The 19,734-nt window shown below is 66.8% G+C and carries 12 protein-coding genes; 5 read left to right on the plus strand and 7 right to left on the minus strand.

The annotated features are described in order from the left end of the window. Positions 1 to 58: 58 nt before the first annotated feature. From HMPREF3097_RS04685 to HMPREF3097_RS04695, 3 genes are all read left to right on the plus strand, one after another. Positions 59 to 991 carry a ParA family protein gene (locus HMPREF3097_RS04685; RefSeq protein ID WP_371260077.1) on the plus strand — a complete coding sequence of 311 codons (933 nt, stop codon included), beginning with the start codon at positions 59 to 61 and terminating at the stop codon, positions 989 to 991. A 90-nt stretch (positions 992 to 1,081) separates the two neighbouring features. Continuing rightward, complete coding sequence (locus tag HMPREF3097_RS04690; RefSeq protein ID WP_210398531.1) at positions 1,082 to 2,509, plus strand: ParB/RepB/Spo0J family partition protein; 1,428 nt, start codon at positions 1,082 to 1,084, stop codon at positions 2,507 to 2,509. Between the two features lie 376 nt (positions 2,510 to 2,885). Beyond that, positions 2,886 to 3,710: a hypothetical protein gene (locus HMPREF3097_RS04695; protein ID WP_070761318.1), complete on the plus strand. Its 825-nt coding sequence runs from the start codon at positions 2,886 to 2,888 to the stop codon at positions 3,708 to 3,710. 10 nt (positions 3,711 to 3,720) lie between these two features. On the opposite strand, the gene HMPREF3097_RS04700 is transcribed toward HMPREF3097_RS04695, so the two are convergent. From HMPREF3097_RS04700 to HMPREF3097_RS04730, 7 genes are all read right to left on the minus strand, one after another. Continuing rightward, positions 3,721 to 4,947, minus strand: a complete 1,227-nt coding sequence (locus HMPREF3097_RS04700; protein WP_070761320.1) for an N-acetylmuramoyl-L-alanine amidase — start codon at positions 4,945 to 4,947, stop codon at positions 3,721 to 3,723. A 56-nt stretch (positions 4,948 to 5,003) separates the two neighbouring features. Next, complete coding sequence (gene trxA / locus HMPREF3097_RS04705) at positions 5,004 to 5,327, minus strand: thioredoxin (protein ID WP_070761322.1); 324 nt, start codon at positions 5,325 to 5,327, stop codon at positions 5,004 to 5,006. 127 nt (positions 5,328 to 5,454) lie between these two features. Beyond that, positions 5,455 to 6,519 carry a thioredoxin-disulfide reductase gene (gene trxB, locus HMPREF3097_RS04710; protein ID WP_070761324.1) on the minus strand — a complete coding sequence of 355 codons (1,065 nt, stop codon included), beginning with the start codon at positions 6,517 to 6,519 and terminating at the stop codon, positions 5,455 to 5,457. Positions 6,520 to 6,604: 85 nt separating this feature from the next. Continuing rightward, on the minus strand, positions 6,605 to 7,195 hold the full coding sequence (locus HMPREF3097_RS04715) for a sigma-70 family RNA polymerase sigma factor (protein ID WP_246821288.1): 591 nt from the start codon (positions 7,193 to 7,195) through the stop codon (positions 6,605 to 6,607). Between the two features lie 116 nt (positions 7,196 to 7,311). Then, entirely contained in the window at positions 7,312 to 11,820 is a 4,509-nt protein-coding gene (murJ, locus tag HMPREF3097_RS04720) for a murein biosynthesis integral membrane protein MurJ (RefSeq protein ID WP_371260079.1), read from the minus strand. 196 nt (positions 11,821 to 12,016) lie between these two features. Continuing rightward, entirely contained in the window at positions 12,017 to 14,896 is a 2,880-nt protein-coding gene (locus tag HMPREF3097_RS04725; RefSeq protein ID WP_070761328.1) for a hypothetical protein, read from the minus strand. Positions 14,897 to 14,905: 9 nt separating this feature from the next. Beyond that, entirely contained in the window at positions 14,906 to 15,727 is an 822-nt protein-coding gene (locus HMPREF3097_RS04730) for an NUDIX hydrolase (RefSeq protein WP_070757912.1), read from the minus strand. A 274-nt stretch (positions 15,728 to 16,001) separates the two neighbouring features. Here HMPREF3097_RS04730 and HMPREF3097_RS04735 point away from each other — a divergent pair, with 274 nt between their 5' ends. Further along, positions 16,002 to 17,423 carry a CCA tRNA nucleotidyltransferase gene (locus tag HMPREF3097_RS04735; protein ID WP_246821289.1) on the plus strand — a complete coding sequence of 474 codons (1,422 nt, stop codon included), beginning with the start codon at positions 16,002 to 16,004 and terminating at the stop codon, positions 17,421 to 17,423. Positions 17,424 to 17,727: 304 nt separating this feature from the next. After that, a partial coding sequence (locus HMPREF3097_RS04740; RefSeq protein WP_210398532.1) for a Rib/alpha-like domain-containing protein occupies positions 17,728 to 19,734 on the plus strand: 2,007 nt, incomplete at its 3' end.

Here is a 19,734-nt window from a genome sequence, read left to right on the forward strand (position 1 = left end):
TTGTTTCACGTGAAACATTGCAGCGATCGCGAGGATCGCGACGGACGGAGGAAAGGTAGTGGCACCAATGCAGTGGGATGACACCCCGATCGCGCAGGCCGCGCGCCAGGCTGCCAAAATGCAGAACGCCCACAACCTGAAACTTCCGAAGCCGGAGAAGCCCCGGAAGATCACGATCGCCAACCAGAAGGGTGGGGTTGGTAAGACCACCTCCACGGTGAACCTCGCCTGGGCGCTGGGGCTGCACGGCCTCAAGGTTCTGGTCATCGACCTGGACCCGCAGGGCAACGCCTCCACCGCACTCGACGCCGAGCACCGGATGGGCACCCCCTCCAGCTACGAGCTGCTGATCGGCGAGATGAGCGCTGCCGAGGTGATGCAGCAGAACCCGGTGAACGAGAACGTCTACACGATCCCGGCCACCATCGACCTTGCCGGCTCGGAGATCGAGCTCGTCTCGATGGTCCGGCGCGAATACCGCCTGGTCGATGCGATCAACGATGACTTTCTGGCCGAACAGGGCTTCGACTATGTGTTTATCGACTGTCCACCCTCCCTCGGCCTGCTGACCATCAACGCGATGACTGCGGTGGATGAGGTCCTCATCCCCATCCAGTGCGAGTACTACGCGCTCGAGGGCGTGGGCCAGCTGCTCAATAACATCTCGATGATTCGCGAGAACCTCAACAAGAACCTGCACATCAGCGCCGTCCTGCTGACCATGTACGACGGGCGCACGAAGCTCTCCGAGCAGGTCTCCGACGAGGTGCGGAACCACTTCGGCTCCGTGGTCCTGGATAACCACATCCCGCGGTCCGTCAAGGTGTCCGAGGCTCCGGGGTACGGCCAGACCGTTCTCCAGTACGACGGTGGTTCGCGTGGCGCCCTGGCTTATTTTGACGCCGCTGTCGAGTTCGCCAAGCGTGGCGATTACCTCCCGAGCGAGGAGACCGCCCCGATCGGCATCGCGCCGGAGCTGCACAACATCTAAACCCTCGAATGTTTCACGTGAAACAATGCCCGGTGTCCGGGCAGACCCCGCCTCCCCCATCATCACAACTTTGGATTGAAGGTAAAGACCGTGGCTAAGAAGGATTCGGCATCTAAGAAGGCTTCGAGCGCTCAGGGTGGCGCGAAGGCGCCTCGTGGGGCGGCCCGTAAGCCGGCGATGCCCGCGGCTCTCCCTGACCGGGAGGCCACCCGACGCGGCGGACTCGGTCGCGGTCTCGCGAGCCTGATCCCGACCGGACCATCCCGCCCGGGTCTGGGCAACGGCGCGGCCGACGTGATTCTCGGCGGCGGTGGCGCGGGCGGTGCAGCGGCCCGCCGGAACGCGGGTCAGGATTCCGGCGATGCTGCGCGCGGCGGCACCGGATCGGCGTCTGGGCATGGCGGAGCGGATATTCGTCACAGTGACGTTAATCGCCCAACCTCCAGTATGGGCGAGAACACCGGGGAGCAGACCCAAAATTCCGCCTCCGGGGCGTCGGGTGAAGCCACCGGTTCGGGTGCCAAGAGCGCCCCGGGTTCGAAGGCTGCGAAGGCTGGCGCTTCGAAGAACGGCGCCGCGAAGAAGAGCGGTTCCCAGTCTCGCGCCGCAAGCTCGGCCGCACCGGAGGGTTTGACCGGACCGCAGGGGTCAGCCGAGCTTCAAGGTGAGTCCGGCGACCCGGACGTCCCCAATGTGGATAGTTTCGGCGCGACCTATCAGGAACTCCCCCTCGACACGATCACGACGAACCCGAAGCAGCCGCGCGCTGTCTTCGATGAGGAGCAGCTGAACGAGCTCGTCCACTCCATCCGGGAGTTTGGGCTCATGCAGCCGATCGTGGTGCGCCCGGTCACCGGCGCACCGGCGCCCTATGAACTCATCATGGGTGAGCGTCGCCTCCGCGCATCCAAGAAGGCCGGCCTGGAGACGATCCCGGCCATCGTCCGTGAGACGCAGGACGACGCGATGCTGCGTGACGCCCTGCTGGAGAACATCCACCGCGTGCAGCTGAACCCGCTTGAGGAGGCTGCGGCCTATCAGCAGCTGCTGGAGGAGTTCGGCGTGACCCAGGAGCAGCTGGCCAAGCGCATCGGGCGCTCCCGCTCCCTGATTGCGAACATGATTCGCCTGCTCCAGCTGCCCGTCGCGGTGCAGCGGCGCGTGAGCGCAGGCGTGCTCAGTGCAGGCCACGCCCGCGCTTTGCTCGGCCTCAAGGGCGGCGAGGCAGCGCAGGCACAGCTGGCTGACCGGATCGTCGCCGAGGGGCTGAGCGTCCGCGCCACGGAGGAAGCGGTCACGCTGATGAACCGGGGCGAGGGGCAGAAGCAGGTGCGCAAGCAGCGCACCCCTGCTCCTCTGCCGGACTACGTCAACAGCTGGGTGGATGACTTCGCCGACACCCTGGAGACCAAGGTCAGCGTCCAGATGGGCAAGAAGCGCGGCCGGATCGTCGTCGAGTTCGGTGGCCAGGAGGACTTCGACCGCATCATCGAGATCCTTGGCGGCGGCGAACAGTAGCTTTAACGCTGAGCGGCGCCCGTGGCTGCCGCCCGTCGCCGCCGTCAGTGGCGGTAGCCGATAACGGTACCTGGTGAGTTAAACCAGGCTGGCGCGCCCATCCTAGCCCGCCGTCACGGAGCTCCGGCACGGCAATCAGCGTGGCAATCCGCCCAGCGGCGCCCGGAATTGTTTCACGTGAAACAATGCATGTTTTTCGGCCCGATTTTCTAAATTGCCTCACGGGGCCAACGGCCGTCCTAAGATAGGCCCCAGAAGCAACACCTGGCCCACGCTGGCCGAGCCCACGAGGCTTCTGGCGTTGCTTGCCCGTACAGACACATCATCACGCGATAGTTGAGCCGACCGGCTTAAGCTCATCAGGGAGGGAGAGCCCGTGGAGGTTGAAATCCGCGCTCTGAGCTTTGATAACGCGGAGCAAATCACGGAGGACGCCGCACTCAGCACGTTCTGGGCGCTGCCGTGGGATCCGTTGTATGGGCCGACCCATACCGAGGACCCTGCCTTCGACAAGCAGCTGTGGATCCAGCGCACCCTCATGAGCTGGGGCACCTGCGGCTTCACCGCCTTTGTGGGGACGGGCGTGCCCGGCCGCAAGCTGCAACCCGCCGCGACCGTCTTCTTCGCTCCAACGCGCTTCCTGCCGGGAGTGGAGGGCCTGCCCTCCTCCGTGTCCTCCGACGCGCTCCTGCTCAGCGATGTATACGTCGAGGATGCCTTCATGGGCCTCTACCTTGAGCACCGCCTCATCGAGACGGTCCTGGTGGAGGCCGGCCGCCGCGGGTTCAGCGCCGTGGAGGTCTTCGCTCGCGACGAGGACGCCCTCGACGAGCTGCTACGCAAACAGGAGCAGGAATCCCGAGGCGTGGCCCAGGATGCAGGCCTGGAGTACAGCGGGACGCCGTCCTTCCCCTCCCCGTCGAGCGCGGCGAGCTCCCGATCCAGCCTGGACCCCAGCCTGCGGATCGACAACGCCCCCAGCTACGTGCCAGAGGCATACCGCGGCTGGCAGACGCCGGAGGCCCTGCACACGGGCAACCTGCTGAAGGACGCCCTCAGCGTGGCCCCGATGCTCTCCATGGACGTGGTTGAGGAGGCCGAGTTCGAGCGCGTGGACGATCACGAGCTCTACCCGCGCTACCGCCGAGAGGTCTCCGGTGCGTATAACCTCTTCCTGGACCACGAGGGCGAGGCCTTCTAGGCCCCGCTCCCTACTGCTGCTCGATGCGCAGCAGCTCCGTGAAGCTGAACTGCCCGGTGCGGTGGCTGTCCTGGTCCATCAGGTACAGGCGCTTCACGGAGACGACGATGGCCTCCGCGATGATGTCGCGCACCTCGGGTGAGGTCAGCGCCGCCGCGTCCTCCGGGTTCGTCAGATAACCGGGGACGACCTGCACGGTCGGCATCTTCGTGAGCCGCAGGATGTCCCAGGTGCGGGCGTGGGTGCGGCAGTTCAGCAGGTCGGTGCGCGCGGCGATCTCGCGCTGGATGTAGCCCGAGAGCTTCTCGCCCACCATGGACCGCGAGCCGTTCTCAGAGCCGAAGTAGAAGCTGGCCACGCCGTTCGCGCGCTCGTTCGGGTAGTGATCCGTGCGCAGGGAGATCACCAGGTCCGCGCCGAAGGCATTGGCCAGGTCCGCGCGCTCGGTGTCGCTGGGGTTCGCCGTGCGACTGCGGGAGAGGATCGTCTCCATGCCCGCGGAGATCATGCGCCCCTCCAGGCGGTTGGCGAGGTCCCAGAGGATCTCCTGCTCGGTGATCGTGCCGAAAGGCCCCTTCACGGAGGTGCCCTGGTCGTCGCCGCCGCAGCCCGGGTCGATGACCACGCGCTTGCCGGAGAGCTGCGGACCCGCGGCGCGGATCATCTCCTTCTCGCGGATGGAGTTCGGGGAGCCACCGGTGATGCGGCGGCCCAGGTAGGCCAGCGCGCGGAGGGTGTCCGGGCCGACCATGCCATCGGAGTTTAGCCCGTACTCGAACTGGTACTGGGTCACGGCCTGGTGGGTGTCCGGGCCGAAGTGCCCGTCCACGCGACCGGTGTAAAAGCCCAGGTCATAGAGCTGGGACTGGAGTTCGGAGACGTCGTCGCCGACGTACTGTGGGTCCTGCAGGCTCAGCACCCGGTTGCCGAGCTTGTAGGAGGCCTCGCGCAGGGCGCGCAGGGTGGTCTCGTTGATCACGCCGTCGGCGATGATGCCGCGCTGCTGCTGGAAGGCACGCAGGGCGGTGGCCAGGACGGCGTCGAAGAACTCTTCCTCCTCGGACCACTGCTGGTTATTGGAGGCGGTGAGGTCGGCGCCGTAGCCGGAGAGCATGCCGAGCCGGGCGAGTGCGCTGCGCACCTCCGCGACCCGGGGGCTCTTATCGCCCACGGTGAGCAGCACATTCTGCTGGCCCACGCGGGGTGCGCGGTTCTCGGCGTGTTGTTTATCCGTCACGGCTCGCTGCGTCCTACTTTCCGAACAGTTGCTGGTGGTCCAGGGTTTCCCGCGGTCTAGGCGAGGGATTCCAGCTTCTCGACGAGGGTGCCCTTCTGCTGCAGGCCGGTGAATTCCGCGACCTTCTTGCCGTCCTTAAAGACCATGAGGGCTGGGATGGACATCACCTGGAACATCGCTGCGAGCGCGCGCTCTTCGTCGACGTTGACCTTCGCGACGACGGCGCGACCGTCCATCTCCTCGGCAAGTTCCTCGAGGATGGGGTTCATGCGCAGGCAGGGCTGGCACCACTGGGCCCAGAAATCGACGAGTACCGGCAGGTCGGATTCGACAACGGTGGACTTAAACGTCTGCTGCGTGACCGTGATGATGTTCGACATGCTGGCCCTGCCTTTCCGGGGGTTGGGTGATCCTTGGGGTGGTGATCCACCGGGGTTTTCCTTGTCCCAGGATACCGTGAAACCCGGAAAAGCTCGGGAGGCCAGCAGCGTGCTGTGGCGTGGAGTTTTAGCCCTCGTCGGCGGGCAGTGCGGCGAGGTAGTTCTCCGCGTCCAGGGCGGCTCGGCAGCCGCTGCCAGCTGCGGTGATGGCCTGCTGGTAGTGGGAGTCCACGAGGTCGCCGGCGGCGAACACACCCGGCAGGCTGGTGGCGGTGGTGGGCTCGTCGACCTTGACGTAGCCGTCCTCCTTCAGCTCCACCTGGCCCTCGAAGACGCTGACGCGCGGGTCGTGGCCGATGGCGACGAAGAGGGCGTCGAATTCCATCTCCTGGCTTTCGCCGGTGACCGTGTCCTCGATGGTCAGGGAGGTCACTGCGTTTTCGCCGTGGACGGCGGTGACCTTGGAGTTCATGAGGAACTCGATCTTCGGGTTCTGGCGGGCGCGCTCCTGCATGATCTTGGAGGCGCGGAACTCGTCGCGGCGGTGGATGAGGGTCACGGTCTCGCCGAACTTGGTGAGGAAGTCCGCCTCCTCCATCGCGGAGTCGCCGCCGCCGACGATGGCGATCTTGCGGTCCTTGAAGAAGAAGCCGTCGCAGGTGGCGCAGGCGGACACGCCGCGGCCGATCATCTCCTGCTCGCCTGGGATGTTCAGGTAGCGCGGTGCCGCACCGGTGGCGAGGATGACGGCGCGTGCCTGGTACTCCTCGCCGTCTGCCCAGACCTTCTTGATCTCGCCGGTCAGGTCCATCTTCTCGACGTCCTCCATGCGCAGGTCGGCGCCGAAGCGCTCCGCCTGGTTGCGCATTTCGTCCATCAGCTCTGGGCCCTGGATGCCCTTGGCGAAGCCGGGGAAGTTTTCCACCTCGGTGGTCTGCATCAGCAGGCCGCCGAAGTCCATGCCCTCGAAGACGATCGGTTCGAGCTCGGCGCGGGCGGCGTAGATCGCGGCGGTGTAGCCGGCTGGCCCGGAGCCCACGATGATCACGTTGTGGATCTTCTCGGCAGGGTCGTGGGTGCCGCCGGAGCTGGCGGAGGTATCGGGAGTGTCGGCTGGGGTGGCCGCGTCCGCGGCGTCGCCCGCCTTGTTCACGCCGATTCCGACGTTGGCCTGCAGGAAGGGCTGAGACATGTGACCTCGCTCGTATTGCTTGAAGTGGGTTTCGCTTTCCTAACGCACTTTATCTAACCCACCAGACACGGGATATATTCCCAGCTCAGGGGCGGTCGGCATAGTCCGCGAGCACGAGGTGGTCCTGCAGCAGGCGGCGTCCCCGCGAGTAGCGGGACTTCACGGTGCCGGGCGCGACGTCGAGCATCGTGGAGATCTCGGAGATGGAGTAGCCGAGCATTCCACGTAGCACGACGGTCTGCCGGAATAGGATCGGGATGCTGGCCAACGCGTTGTGCAGGTCAACGCTGAGCTCCCGGTTCGGTGCGGCGTGCGAGGTTGGCAGCTCGCGTTCGCAGTCGCTGATGTCTTCGCGGTGGCGGTGCCCGCGCCGGTGCTGGGCGGTCATGAAGTTCAGTGCGGTGCGGTGCGCGATGGTCACCATCCAGGTCACGACGCTGGAGCGGTTGCGGAAGGTGGCGGCACAGCGGTGGATTTTCAGGACGGCTTCCTGGTGGACGTCCGCCAGTTCACTCTCCGGGACGCCCGCGGCGCGTTCTGCCCAGTGCATGCGGACCTCGTGACGGGCCAGCAGTGTGTGGAGTGCCAGCGGGTCGCCGGCGATGTGTTCGGCGAGCAGTTCCCGGTCGGTGCGGCGCGCGCTGGTGTGCTGTGTGTCGGTGACTGGTGCCGTCATGGCCCCTCCCCTTTCCCCTGGTGAGCCTGGATCGTGGCTTAGACACTAATGAGCGCCCCGGCCATCGTGATGTCGATGGCGCCGGGGCGCTCAAAGCTGTGGACAGCTCAGCGGGGTTAACTCCGCTCTTGTGGATAAGCGCGTGCGCTCCCCCGCGCGGAACTCCCCCGCGCCGGGCTGCTTGGCGCGGTGCTGGTCTCGTCCACGCGGTTCTGGCCCTGCCAGGTGCCCATGACCCGCAGCTCGCCGAGGGTGGCCCGGCCGTCGGCCTCAGGCAGCTGGGTGATCCAGATCAGCAGCTGCTTCATTGGCTTGGTGCCCTGCTCCTTCTTCTCGGCGTCCTCGGCGCTCTCCTCCTCGGACGCCGCATCGGACCCGGCACCTTCCGCGTCGCCAGCCTTCGCCGCGTCCTTGGCCTTGGCCTCCGCCAGGGCCTTCAGCAGCTTCTGGTTCGCACCGCGGCCCACGAGGACGTCCTGCCCGTCCTCGCCGTGGAATTCCACGTTCATCGTGGATTCGGTGGCGGTCACGGTGCCCAGTGAGGTGGTCTCGTCCAGGGTGAGCGGGACCTTGCGCAGGTTGGCGGATTGGTTTCCGCTGGTCGCGGTGGCCGTCGCCTCACCTTCCGGCGTGGCCTCCGGAGCGCTCGGCTCCTCCGAGGCGGTCGGTTGGGCGGAGGCCTTGGCGCCCGCCTTGTTCGGTACGGCCGCCCCGCTCGGTGCAGCTGGGTCGGTCGGCGCGGTGGCCTCGTCGACGCGGCGCAGCTCGACCTTCATGCCGGGTGCGAGCCCCTCCAGCTGCAGTGCGTGGATGCGGGTGTCGGTCGGCAGGTCCACGAGCAGTCCGATGCCCTCCTTCGTGGCCTCCGGGGTGCGTCCCAGTGGGCTGAGGTAGGAGTCGGACTGCCACTTCGTCGCCGCGCGTCCGTCGGTGATCAGCTGGGCGTCCTCAGGCGCGTCGAGGGTGCCCTTCGCGCCGGTGGGCATCCATTCGCGGACGTTGCGGATCGGTACGATCGTCGGCTCGCGCTTGATGATGCCCTCCGCGCCGGAGCGGATGGAGTCCGTGGATAGCGGCGAGTCTTCCCGTCCCCCGCCGACCACGCTGAGCAGGCTGGCGACGAGCGCGGCGATGAGCAGGGCGGAGCCGATGGCGATGCCGCCGATGACGGCGACGTGCTGCAGGCGCGCCTGGCGCACACCGAAGCCGGTTTTCTGGACCTGCGGGGTCGGCGCTTCGTCCGGGTTGATGGCCAGCTCCCCGGAGGTGAGGTAGCGCAGCCTGGTCGCCAGCTCGCGGGGGTCGCGGTCTGCCGGATTCGGTGGGACGTCGCCCTCGTCGCGGTGGTCGCCTTCGTTGCGGTCTGCGTCTGCGTCCTCGTCGGTGTCTTCGCTGCGTGCGGTCGCCGGGTTGGCCGCCCCGCCGCTGATGACGGCGGCGCGCTGCTCGGTGCTGAGGTCGCTGGCGGCCAGCGACTCGGCGAGCAGTTCCTTCGGGATCTCCGAGACCGGCACGTTGGCCAGCAGGAGCTCGAGGACGGCGGCGATGCCCTGCATGTCCTGCGCGGAGGAGTTATTCGGCAGGTAGCCGGGGAAGGCGAGGACAGCACCCCCGGCGGTGCTGATGCGGATGCGGTCGCGGTGGTCCACGCCCAGGGCCAGACCATGGTCGTGCATCTCCGCGGCGGCCTCGGCGAGGTCGGCGACGGCGAAGCCGACGGCCAGCGGGTCCGGGCTGGAGTCCGCGACTGCGGAGAGTGCGGAGCCGTCGGTCCAATCGGAAACCACGACCACGCTGCCGGGGCTGTCGATGACCTGCTGGATCTGCGCGAGTCCGGCCAGCGGGTTTGCCTCCTCGCCCTCGGCGCCGTCATCAGCGTTCTCAAGGGCGTGCGCGAGGGCGGCCTCCTGGGCCTCCATCATGGCCCGGGACTTCCGCGACATTTCCTGCTTCACCTGCATCACCAGTCGGGACTGGTTCGGCACGTACTCGCCGGGGCGCTTGCCCTGGCGCACCGCTGCCAGCGGGTCGAGGATGGTGAGCCCCACCATTTCCCCGGTGGCGGTGCGCTGGGCCTGCCAGAACCGGGCGGCGGTGGAGCCACCGTGGTCGGCAAGCAGGCGGTAGCGCCCGTCCAGGATCGGCGCGCCGGGCACCAGGCGTGGCCCGCGCACGCGCCCCGCGGATAGCGGCGGCAGGGGCGGCAACAGGGAGTTGGCCACGGCAGCCTCGCGGGCGGCCTCCGCGGGGCCCAGCGGGGTGGGAACCATGCGTTCTGCGGCGGAGCCCAGTTCCTCCTCGGCTTGACGTCCGGAAAAGAAACGGCCGATACCGGGGACGCGGGAGAGCGCGGAGCCGACGGTGAGAACCTCGGGCAGCTTGGAGCGCGCCATGACCACGCCGGTGGCGATGAGGAACACCGGGCCGGTGATGAGCAGGCGGATCAGGAAGCCCGGGTTCTGGCCGGGGGTGATGATCGTGTTGGTGAGAGCCAGGTCCACGAGCCAGGCGACGAGCGCGCCGACGAGGGAGGCGCCGAAGGCCCAGAGGCTGGTGTGCATGACCTCGCGGGAGTTGAGGTTGCCCAGGGAGCGGCGCAGCAGCAGCACGCCGATGATCGCGCCGGTGACGAAGCCGAAGCCGTTTGCGGCACCCAGCAGCACCACCACGAGGCGCGGCTCGGTGGCGATGAATGGCGCGATGGAGACCAGGGCGATCTTGGTGATCGTGATGCCGGCGATGATGAAGGTCGGGGTCCAGACCTCCTCGCGGGCGTAGAACACGCGCAGGTGCAGCAGCACCAGGGAGTACGGGATGAGCGTGAAGGCGGAGAAGGAAACTGTCCAGCCGAGCACGCTCGCGGTCTCCATGGAGAAGGAGCGGTAGGCGAACAGTGCCGGTCCGATGACCCCGCCGAATGCGGTCATGAACACGATGATGGGGATCATCGCGAACATGGTCAGTCGGGTGGCGACGGTGAGGTCGCGGACCACGGCCTTATCGTCGCCGTCGGCGGCGTTGCGGGATAGTCGCGGCATAACGGCAGTCAGCAGGGTCACGCCGATGACGCCGTAGGGCATCTGCAGCAGCTGCCAGGCGTTCATGTAGATCGTTGGGGCGTCCCCGGATGCGCTGGAGGCGATCTGGTTATTGATCGCCCAACCGACCTGGGAGATCGCCACGTAGAGCACGATCGCCACGCCCATGCCGGCGAAGTTCTTCAGGCGCTCGTCCACGCCCCACAGGGGCCGTAGGTTGATGCCCGCCTTGCGGAGATAGGGCACCATGATCAGCGCCTGGAAGACCACGCCGAGGGTGGTTCCGAGCCCCAGCAGCAGCACGTGCGGGTCGCTGATGGTGACGTGGTCAGTGGGCTGGAGTTTCGTGTCCTCGGGCAGCAGCAGGTAGCCGCCGAGGACGGTGATGGTCACGAGGTTGTTGATCACGGGCGCCCACGCGCCGGGTTTGAATACTCCCTTGGTGTTCAGCACGGCCATGAACACGGCAAACATGGCGTAGAAGAAGATCTGCGGGAGCACCAGGTAGGCGAACATTGTCGCCATCTGGACGTTGACCTGGCCGTCTTGGTCGAGTGTGAGTCTGATCAGCCAGGGGGCGCCGAGAACGGCGAGGAGGGTGATGATGACGGTGATGCTGAACGTCATCGTCAGCAGTCTTCGGATGAAGGCTTCGCCGCGGTCGGGGTCTTCCTTCTCGGCTCGGACGAGCACGGGGACGACCAGGGAGGTCAGCACCGCGCCGAGGACGAGCTCCGTGATGAGGTTCGGCAGGGTGTTCGCGGTGTTGAACGCGGAGGCGACGGCGGCACCCAGCGCGGAGCCGATGAGGACAGTGCGCAGGAAGCCGGTGATGCGCGACAGGAGGGTCGCGATGGCCATGGAGCCACCGGTGCGGACGACCTCGGCGTCCGAGGGTTGTTCGTTGTGCTTATCCTGTTCCGCCGCGGCTGCGGCGGTGCGGTCCGTTGGGGTTTCTTCCTCCGGTGGGACGTCGCCGCTGCCGCCGCTGGTTGCGGTGGCTGCCGGGGCCGCGGTGGCTGCGGCGTTGTTGCCTGCCGCGCCTGCCGTGCCGGTTTGGCTTCCGGTGGATGCGGCGCCGTTGGCTGCGGCGCCTGCCCCGGCGGTGCTGCGCGCACCCGTTGCGGCGCCGGTTCCAACCCCGGCGCCGGCGAGGGCGCGGGCGGAGGTGCGGGCCGGTTGGGAGCTGGCGCGGTACTGGCGGCCCGCGGGGTCTGCCCCGGGGTCGGCGGAGTGCCCGAGTTCCCCGGAGAGGCCGAACTCGTAGTGGTCATAGGCGTGGCGCTCGTTGGCCAGGTGGATCTCCGAGGCGGGCCGGCGGAAGTCCACGGCCGGGGCGGCTGGGGCCTCGGGGGGGGTGTCTTCGGGTTCCTGGCCGTGCTGGGAGGGGGCGACGCTCAGTGAGGAGTAGTCGTCCGTTGTTTCCGGTGCGTCGGCTTCTTCGCGCGCCTGTGGGGCCAGCGCGGGCGGGCGTGCTTCGATGAAGCGGCCGCGCTGGCCTGCGGGTGGCTTGGGTGGTGGCGTGCTGCCGTGGCCTGCGCTGTCAGCGGAATCCTCGGGAACGTCTGGGGTAGTCACAGAATCCATCTTCGCCGACATTGGGTGCGTTTCCTAACTAGAAACGCGCTCGATGGGCGGGTTTTCGCTGCCTGTGACGGGTTTTACACCGTGTGTGAGGGCGTGGCGAGCCTGGCTTATCGCTGGCTTCTTCTTGGCCGTTAGCTGCGGTGGGGCGCTCGGCGGGGCGTCAATCGGGGTGCGCGGCTGCGTTTTTGCGGCGGGGCTAGCGGCGACGGGTCCGGCGGCGCTTGCGGTCCAGGAGGAGCTTCCCGCCGATGCCCGCGCCGGCGATGATGGTGAGCAGGAGGATCATCTTATCCAGCGGGATATTGGGGCTAGAGTGCACGCTGACCTGCACGGAGTCGCTGATTCGCTTGTTATTCGGGCTGGCGAGCCACAGGTCGAGGTCGCTGCGCCTATCCGCAGCACCGAGGTCGATCGACACGGTCAGGGAGCCACGCGCCGGGATCATCTGCGACTCGGATTCCAGGATCTCGGCGGGGTGCCCGGCGTACTCGTCGAGGGTGTCGCGGTAGCGGATCTTCGCTGGCACGGGCAGCGGCAGGCCGTTTTGGGCGGCGACGATCAGCGGTGCGGCCTCGGAGGTTCGGGTGAAGACGTTGCCGGGTGGCAGCAGGGTCACCGAGTTGCGCAGGGTGTCCGCGGTGTCGGCCGCACCGGCGACGCGGTCGGCGGAGCGCTGGCTGGCTTCGTCCTGCTCCGCGGGGTTGCGGGTGCCGTAGTTGCTGGTGGCGCGCGCGAGATCGGCGAGGATGGGGCGGGTGAACTGCTCGCGGGTCAGGGCGATCTGCCGGGAGTTGGACATCATCAGGGTGAGGCTGCGGATCCGGTCGGCCAGGGTGGCCAGCTGCGGGGCGAGTGCCTCGGTGGGTTTCCCGGGGTCGGCGAAGGGCTGGGTGACCTCGCCGAGTGCCAGTTCGGAGTTCTTCAGGCCGCGGGAGCGCAGCGCATCGGCCAGGGAGGCCGGGGTCGCGTGCCCGGTGGCGAAGGCCTGCTCGATGTACCCCAGCAGTGCGGTGGCGTCCTGCCCGTTGACCTCCCACTGGCCCGGCGGGACGGCGAGGATCGGCTCGGGGCTGGCGAGTTCCTGCTGGAGCACGGCCAGGGCGCTGGACATGCGGGTGGCCTCGGAGTCCGCGTTGGCGTCGAAGCGGGACTGGGGGTTGGAGTAGCCCGTGGTGTCCGGGTGGGCGCCGGTGGCGGCCAGGACGGTGCCGAGGTCGCCGGAGTAGCGCAGCGCGCGGAGGCTGCCGGCATCGTTGAGCTTCAGCAGGCGCTCGTTCCACTGCCGGTCAGACTGCTGGGCGGCCGGGTCCTGCCCGTCCCCTGCCTCTTCTCCCGAGGCCTCGGGGGTCTGGGCGGGCTGCTGGGTGAGCACGGTGTTGTTCGCGACGAGCGCGGTGACCGGCGCCGTGGGGTCCAGGGTGGGCAGGATCGCCTGGCCCTTGAGGGTGTTCTCGAAGCGGCGGGAGAGGTCGGCCCCCTCCGAGGCGGGGTCCACCTTCGCGGCCGCGAGATACGGCAGGGCCTGGGGAGTGAGGTAGCCGCTGCTGGGGATGGCGATATTGGCCACCGGGGTGGTGCCGAGGATCTCGTGGATGGTGGCGGCACCCCGGCCGAGGGCGTGCATGCTGAGCCAGGCCGCGCTGGTGGATTCCTCGGCCACGCCGGTATCTGCTCCAGCGGCACCACCGGCCGCATCTCCGCTGGCAGCGGCGCCATTGGCCTGTCCTGCCGCGGCCTCCGGGTTGGTGGGACCGGTCGCCTGGGCGGTGGTGTTGATGTCCGCCCCGCCGTAGGGCAGCGCGACGGTGCAGCTCTCCTTGGTGGTGTCGCGCAGGTCGCTGAGCCAGGTAGCGGCGGCCTTATCGTGGGCGCCGGGTTCGGAGCGGTCCTTGGTGTTGAAGATGTCTCCCCAGGAGTCGCGGAGCCGCTTGCGCTCCTCGACGGGCTTTGGGACACGCCCGCCCACGCGGTAGCCGCCGGCCATGCGCTCCACGGTCTGCAGGAGATCGGGGTCGATCGCCAGGCAGCTGGCTTCGCGGATCTTGGTGCCCTGTGGGCCGTCCAGTGCGGTGCGGTAGCTGTCCAGGAGGGTGCGTAGCCGCCCGCCTTCCTTCAGTTGCTCACCGAGGGAGTCTTCGTTGAGGTAGAGCTCGGCGGGTTCGGGGGCGTCCCCGACCGCGCCGGGTGTGGCGTGCGTTTCGCCACCGATGGGCCACAGGAAGGTCAGCGGGGTGCCGGAGGTGCCACTGCCCTCTTCCTTGTCCTTATTTTCTTCTGGGGTGACGACGGCCGTCGCGCGAGTCACCGCGAGCAGTTCCGCCCCCTGTGCTGCCTGGTCCCCAGCGGCCTCTCCCCCACCATCGGCACCATCAGCGGCCCCGGGCGTGCCGCCGAGGGTGAACATCAGCGGGTAGGTTCCGGCCTGCGCGGCATCCGGCAGCCCGAAGCTCATCGGCGCCAAGGCCCCAGCTGGGCCCGCCGTTTCGCCGGTGGGGGTCTCGGGGTGTGGGGTGGTGGCGTCGTCCTGAAAGGAAGGGTCGCGGAAGAGGCGGACGTCCACGTCGGCGGTTTCGCCCGGCCCCAGGGAAACCTCACCGCCGTTACTGCGTTGCAGCGGGCGCGCCGGGGAGCTGTGTGGGTACTCGCCGCTGTTGGAGAGCAGGGAGGTGCGGACCTGGGCGGGGCTGCCGGCGGCGGGCGCGGTTTTGAGGCTCAGCGTGAGGCCCCGGATGGTGCCGGGGCTGGTGTTGCGGATGCGCAGGGTGTAGGTCTGCGGGTCGGTGTCCGCCGGGTTGAGGAAGCGCGGGCTGATGTTGCGAACCTGCAGGTTAATTCCCCGATTGGGGTCGGTGGAGCGGGCGTTCGGGTTGGCCCAGTCCGTGGCCTCCGCGTGGTGGAAGGTGGTGGTCTGCTCGGGGGTTTGGGCGCCCGCGGCAGGCATGGCCTTTGCTGCGGGCAGTGCAGACGCGGCTGGCAGGGCGGAGCCAGCGAATGGGCCGGGCACGGCGGTGACCCACCCGGCGCAGAGGAGGGAGCCGAGCGCGAGGGCGGTGGCGGGGCGGATTTTGGCAGCCATGCAGCCCTCCTAACGCGGGGTGGCGCGGCCTGCTTCCGCTTCCGCGCGGGCGTGGTTCGGCAGCGTGTCGAGGGCGCGGCGGGCCAGGCGGCGCTCGTCGGCGTAGGCGAGGCGTTCGACCAGGTTGTTCACGGGAACCCAGGTGACTTCGGTGACCTCGGGGTCTTCGTCGTTGAACTCGCCGTCCACGTAGCGCAGCAGGTGGTGGTGGACGGTCTTGTGGATGCGGGTGCCCTCGGAGACGAACCAGTAGTCGATGGTGCCGAGCTCGTCGATGACGGTTCCGGCGATGCCGGTTTCCTCCCACACTTCGCGTTCGGCGGTGCTGCGGTGGGATTCGTGCTCTTCGACGTGGCCTTTGGGCATGGACCACAGGAGGCGCCCGCGGCGGTCGACGCGGCCGATGAGGGCGGCGTAGATCTTGGACATGTCCACGCTGCCGTTGGGGCGCACGGCTTCGGCCAGGCCGGTGAGGACGAGCCCACCCGCGGAGGTTTCCACCGAGAGCGGCAGGTCGGAGTGCTCCAGGTGGGTGCGGTTCTGCTTGCCCTGTTTGGCGCGCCGGGTGCCGGTGCGCTTCGGGTTGTTGCGGCCAGCCCCGGAGCGGTTGCCGCGGTTCGAGCCACGGTTGTTGCGGGTGCTGGTGCGGTTGTTTTCGCCCTGCTGGCCCTGTTGGTTGCCGCGGCCCTTGCCCTTGCGGTTGTTCTTCGCGTTCTTGGCGTTTTTGGGGCGGCGCTGGTTTTCGCGCTGCGGCTGTTCGTCGTGCTGCGAACGGCGGCGTGTGCTGCGGGGCGAACCGCTGCTCGTGGTGGCGCTGTCGTTCGTGTTCATTCTGTATATAGTAGCTGTTCGACCGGGGCTTGGGTGAACCGTCGGCGGGGGTTGGGCGTCCCGGTGGTGGCTGCCGGGCGGGTGACCGGCGCGGTGTTGGGGTGCTGGGCCATGAAGTAAGGTATTGCGCGTGACTACGAGGGCGAATGAGACTGCAGATGGCGCGACGGCTGGCGCTGCCGCGGAAGCTGGTGCGACGGCGGCCGGTGCTCGAGCCGGCGCTGGGGCGGGCGCTGCCGAGGTAACCGGGGGCACGCAGGCCAAGGAGGCGGCGATGCTGGGGGCGGCGTGGCAGTCCCTGCGCCGCAATGACGCCACGCTGCGCCGGCTGGCAAAGGCCTTCGAGGAAGCGGGCCACGAGCTCTACCTGGTGGGTGGTTCGGTGCGCGACGCGATGCTGGCACGCCTCAGCCACGACCTGGACTTCACCACGGATGCCCGCCCCGATGCGGTGATGGGGATCCTGGAGCCGATGGCCGAGACGGTGTGGGATACGGGCATCGAATTCGGCACCGTGTCCGCGCTGGTCGGTGGCCTGGAGGTGGAGATCACCACGTTCCGGGCGGATCAGTACGACGGCCAGTCCCGCAACCCGGAGGTCACCTTCGGCGACACCCTGGAGGGCGATCTGGTGCGCCGGGACTTCCGCGCGAATGCGATGGCGCTGAAGCTCTCCGCCGATGGGGAGCACGAGTTCTGCGACCCGCTAGGTGGGTTGGCTGATGTGGCCGCCGGGGTGCTGGACACGCCGGATAGCCCGGAGGTGAGCTTCCGGGATGATCCGTTGCGCATGTTGCGGGCCTGCCGTTTCGTCTCTCAGCTGGGTTTCGCGGTCGCCCCCAGGGTGGCTGAGGCGATGGCGGCGATGGCGGATCAGATTCAGCGGATCACGGTGGAGCGCGTGGCGGTGGAGCTGAATAAGCTGCTGCTTGGCACGACCCCGTGGGAGGGCCTGGACCTGATGGTGGAGGCCGGCCTGGCGGATTTCGTCCTCCCGGAGCTGCCGCGCCTGCGGATGACCCAGGATGAGCATAAGCAGCACAAGGATGTTTACTGGCACTCCCTGACGGTGCTGCGCAATGCGCTGGTGCAGGAGCAGAACTACGGTGTGGCCCCGGACCTGGAGCTGCGCTGGGCCGCGCTGCTGCACGACTGCGGGAAGCCGGATACTCGGGCGTTCACGGACTCTGGCCAGGTGACTTTCCACCAGCACGAGGTGGTGGGCGCGAAGTTGGTGCGCCGCCGCCTGCGGAAGCTGAAGTTTTCTAAGCAGTTGGTGAAGGATATTTCCCAGCTGGTGTTCCTGCACATGCGTTTCTATGGCTATGGGGATAGCGCGTGGACGGATTCGGCGGTGCGCCGTTATGTGACGGATGCGGGTGATCTGCTGCCGAAGCTGCACATGCTGGTGCGGGCGGATTGCACGACCCGTAATAAGCGCAAGGGGGCGCGGCTGCGCCGTAATTACGACGACCTCGAGCGGCGGATTGAGGAACTCAAGGAGAAGGAGGATCTCGCCGCGGTGCGCCCGGACCTGGATGGTAACGAGATCATGGAGATCTTGGGTTTGAAGCCGGGCCCGGAGGTGGGTCAGGCGTGGGCATTTTTGAAGGAGCTGCGCTTGGATCGGGGGCCGCTGGGCCGGGACGAGGCTATTGCGGAGCTGCGGGCCTGGTGGGACGCGCAGCGGGGGTAGTGCTGCGCGCTTAGGTCTTTCTTAGCCCCTTCCGGGGGTGCCGGTGTGTTCGGTGCTCCCGGGAGGGGCTTTGTGCTTTCGTGGGCCTAAGCCTGAGAGCCGCTTAAGCCTAGGATCACTATGTTTGCATCTGAAATGTAAGCAGTGTTGGGGCGTTAAACATGCATGGCAAGTGCATAATGTTCTCACTCTTAGGTGTACGAAGCGACCCTCTTTACCTGGGGTCTTATGTGGGTACTATCAGTGTGTATTTAGACAGTGCCGGCTGCCTGCTGGCGCTACCGATCTTTCGAAAGGAAGCAACATGGCCAATCTGCGGGGTCCTATCGCCCGTGGTGGGAAGTCCGGCGCTTTTGCGCTGGGCTTTTCCGACAAGATGAAGTCCGTGGCGGGCGCTATGGCGGTGCTGGCGCTGGCAACCACTGGCACCGTGGTGGTGCAGTCCCAGGTCGCTCCGGCTGCACAAGCCGCTCAGGACCCGGTCGAATCCCCGGGCGAGTGGCGGGCACAGAAGACCGTCAACGGTAAGGTCTTCCTGGACCGCGACGGCAATGCAGCTAAAGCAGGCGCATCTGATGAGCCGCTTGCTGGTGTCAAAGTCTACGCTCAGTGGATTGACTACCCCAACAAGAAGCAGCGTGGCGCTGTATCGCCTGTTTACACCACGCAGACAAAGGCGGATGGCACGTACACCATTAGCCTGCCGGACTGGACCGATGCGCTGGGCACTGTCCACAAGTGGAACGCAATTGCTGGTCAGAAGCTGCGCATTTGGGCTGAAAACCCGGATCCGAAGAACCTCCAGGTTGCTTTCATCGAAGGTGACTCGGTGTTCGGAGGCCCGGCTGCGCGTTACAACGGTACGTGGAACGGTACGGTCGGAATCCGGCTTGCCGAGAACTACAACATCTCCTACCACGAGCGCGATGCCGCTAAGGACGGACAGGACTGGCTGTACCTCCCAGAGGACAAGTCCACCACTGGTGAAAAGCAGGTCAACGGCGGCCGTGCCAAGGGGCGTGTCTACTACGACCAGCGCGGTACCTTCGGTAATGAGCTCTTTGTCAACAAGTATCAGAAGCGTTATGGCGATGTCGCCGTTCCGAAGGTGAAGATTCGGGGCTCGTACGTCCAGGATGAGGTCGCACGCCGCTTCGACAAGTGGGCTGACGACAACAAGGGCTACACCACTGAAGCTTTCCGTGAAGCGCAGAAGAAGATCATGGCCGAATACGAGGCCGAGACCGGTAAGAGCGCTATCGCCGAAACCGTAATCACCGAAACGGATAACGAAGGCAAGTACCACCTTCAGTTCAAGGGACTGTGGGGTAACAACTACAAGGCCAAGGGCATCATGAACGCTGGCGAGTGGGGCGAGTTGGCTCCCTCGTCTGACGAAGGCAGCTGGGCAACCGGTAACCTGCGTTCGAAGCACATCAACTACGAGTACATGTACGTCTCGCCGGTTCTCCCCGAGGGCGTCGACTCGAACATGGACTCTTCGCAGAGCGCGATGTTCCAGAACATCATGCGCACTTCGATGGTGCATGCAGTCTCCGGCGGACTCCACGCCGGTAACTACATTAACGACCTTGACTTCTCGCTGCGCCAGACCTCACGCGGATTTGACGTCACCCCATACAACGCCACGGACAAGCCTGCTGCTCCGGGTGACACCGCAAAGACCGACACCTTCGGCCTGACTCCGAACACTGCTCACGTGATCGTTTGGACTGACAGTGAGGGTAAGGAAGTTCACCGTTGCGAGGCGAACTCCGACAACCTCGGTGTGATTCCTTCGTGTGATTTCAAGGTACCGGAAGACCTCGCTGAGGACACCATTTACACCGCTACGGTGTACAACGCGTCCGATGAGAGCACGCCTCTCATGGCTGACTCTTTCCTGGCCTACGTTGCTCCTGAATACAAGGAGACCGAGGTCAAGGTTGGCGAAGAAGCTACGGCTGAGCGGCCGGTCAACAAGAACGGCACCGCTGTTCCTGACTCCGCTAAGTTCGCTGCAGCAACCGCAGACGATGTCAAGAACGCTCCGGAATTCCAGAAGGCTGGCCTTCCGGAAGATGTCGCTCCGCAGGACTGGGTCACCGTAAACGCAGATGGAACCCTGACCATCAAGCCGGGTGCAGACGTCAAGCCGGGTACGTACAACGTTCCGGTTAAGGTCACCTACGAAGATGGCACCACCAAGGTCATCAACGCACCTATTAAGGTCGTTGACGAGACCAAGCAGAGCGACGAATACACTCCTGCTTATGAGGACAAGCTGGTTGTTCCTGGTGAGGAAACCAAG

It is taken from the genome of Corynebacterium sp. HMSC27B11 (assembly GCF_001815985.1).
Taxonomy (GTDB): Bacteria; Actinomycetota; Actinomycetes; order Mycobacteriales; family Mycobacteriaceae; genus Corynebacterium.

Bases quoted from the DNA above. Each gene is read 5' to 3' on its own strand.
- trxB (WP_070761324.1), bottom strand. From the start codon at position 6,519: ATGTCTCAGCCCTTCCTGCAGGCCAACGTCGGAATCGGCGTGAACAAG.
- HMPREF3097_RS04730 (WP_070757912.1), bottom strand. From the start codon at position 15,727: ATGAACACGAACGACAGCGCCACCACGAGCAGCGGTTCGCCCCGCAGC.
- trxA (WP_070761322.1), bottom strand. From the start codon at position 5,327: ATGTCGAACATCATCACGGTCACGCAGCAGACGTTTAAGTCCACCGTT.
- HMPREF3097_RS04725 (WP_070761328.1), bottom strand. From the start codon at position 14,896: ATGGCTGCCAAAATCCGCCCCGCCACCGCCCTCGCGCTCGGCTCCCTC.
- HMPREF3097_RS04715 (WP_246821288.1), bottom strand. From the start codon at position 7,195: ATGACGGCACCAGTCACCGACACACAGCACACCAGCGCGCGCCGCACC.
- murJ (WP_371260079.1), bottom strand. From the start codon at position 11,820: ATGGATTCTGTGACTACCCCAGACGTTCCCGAGGATTCCGCTGACAGC.
- HMPREF3097_RS04735 (WP_246821289.1), top strand. From the start codon at position 16,002: ATGCTGGGGGCGGCGTGGCAGTCCCTGCGCCGCAATGACGCCACGCTG.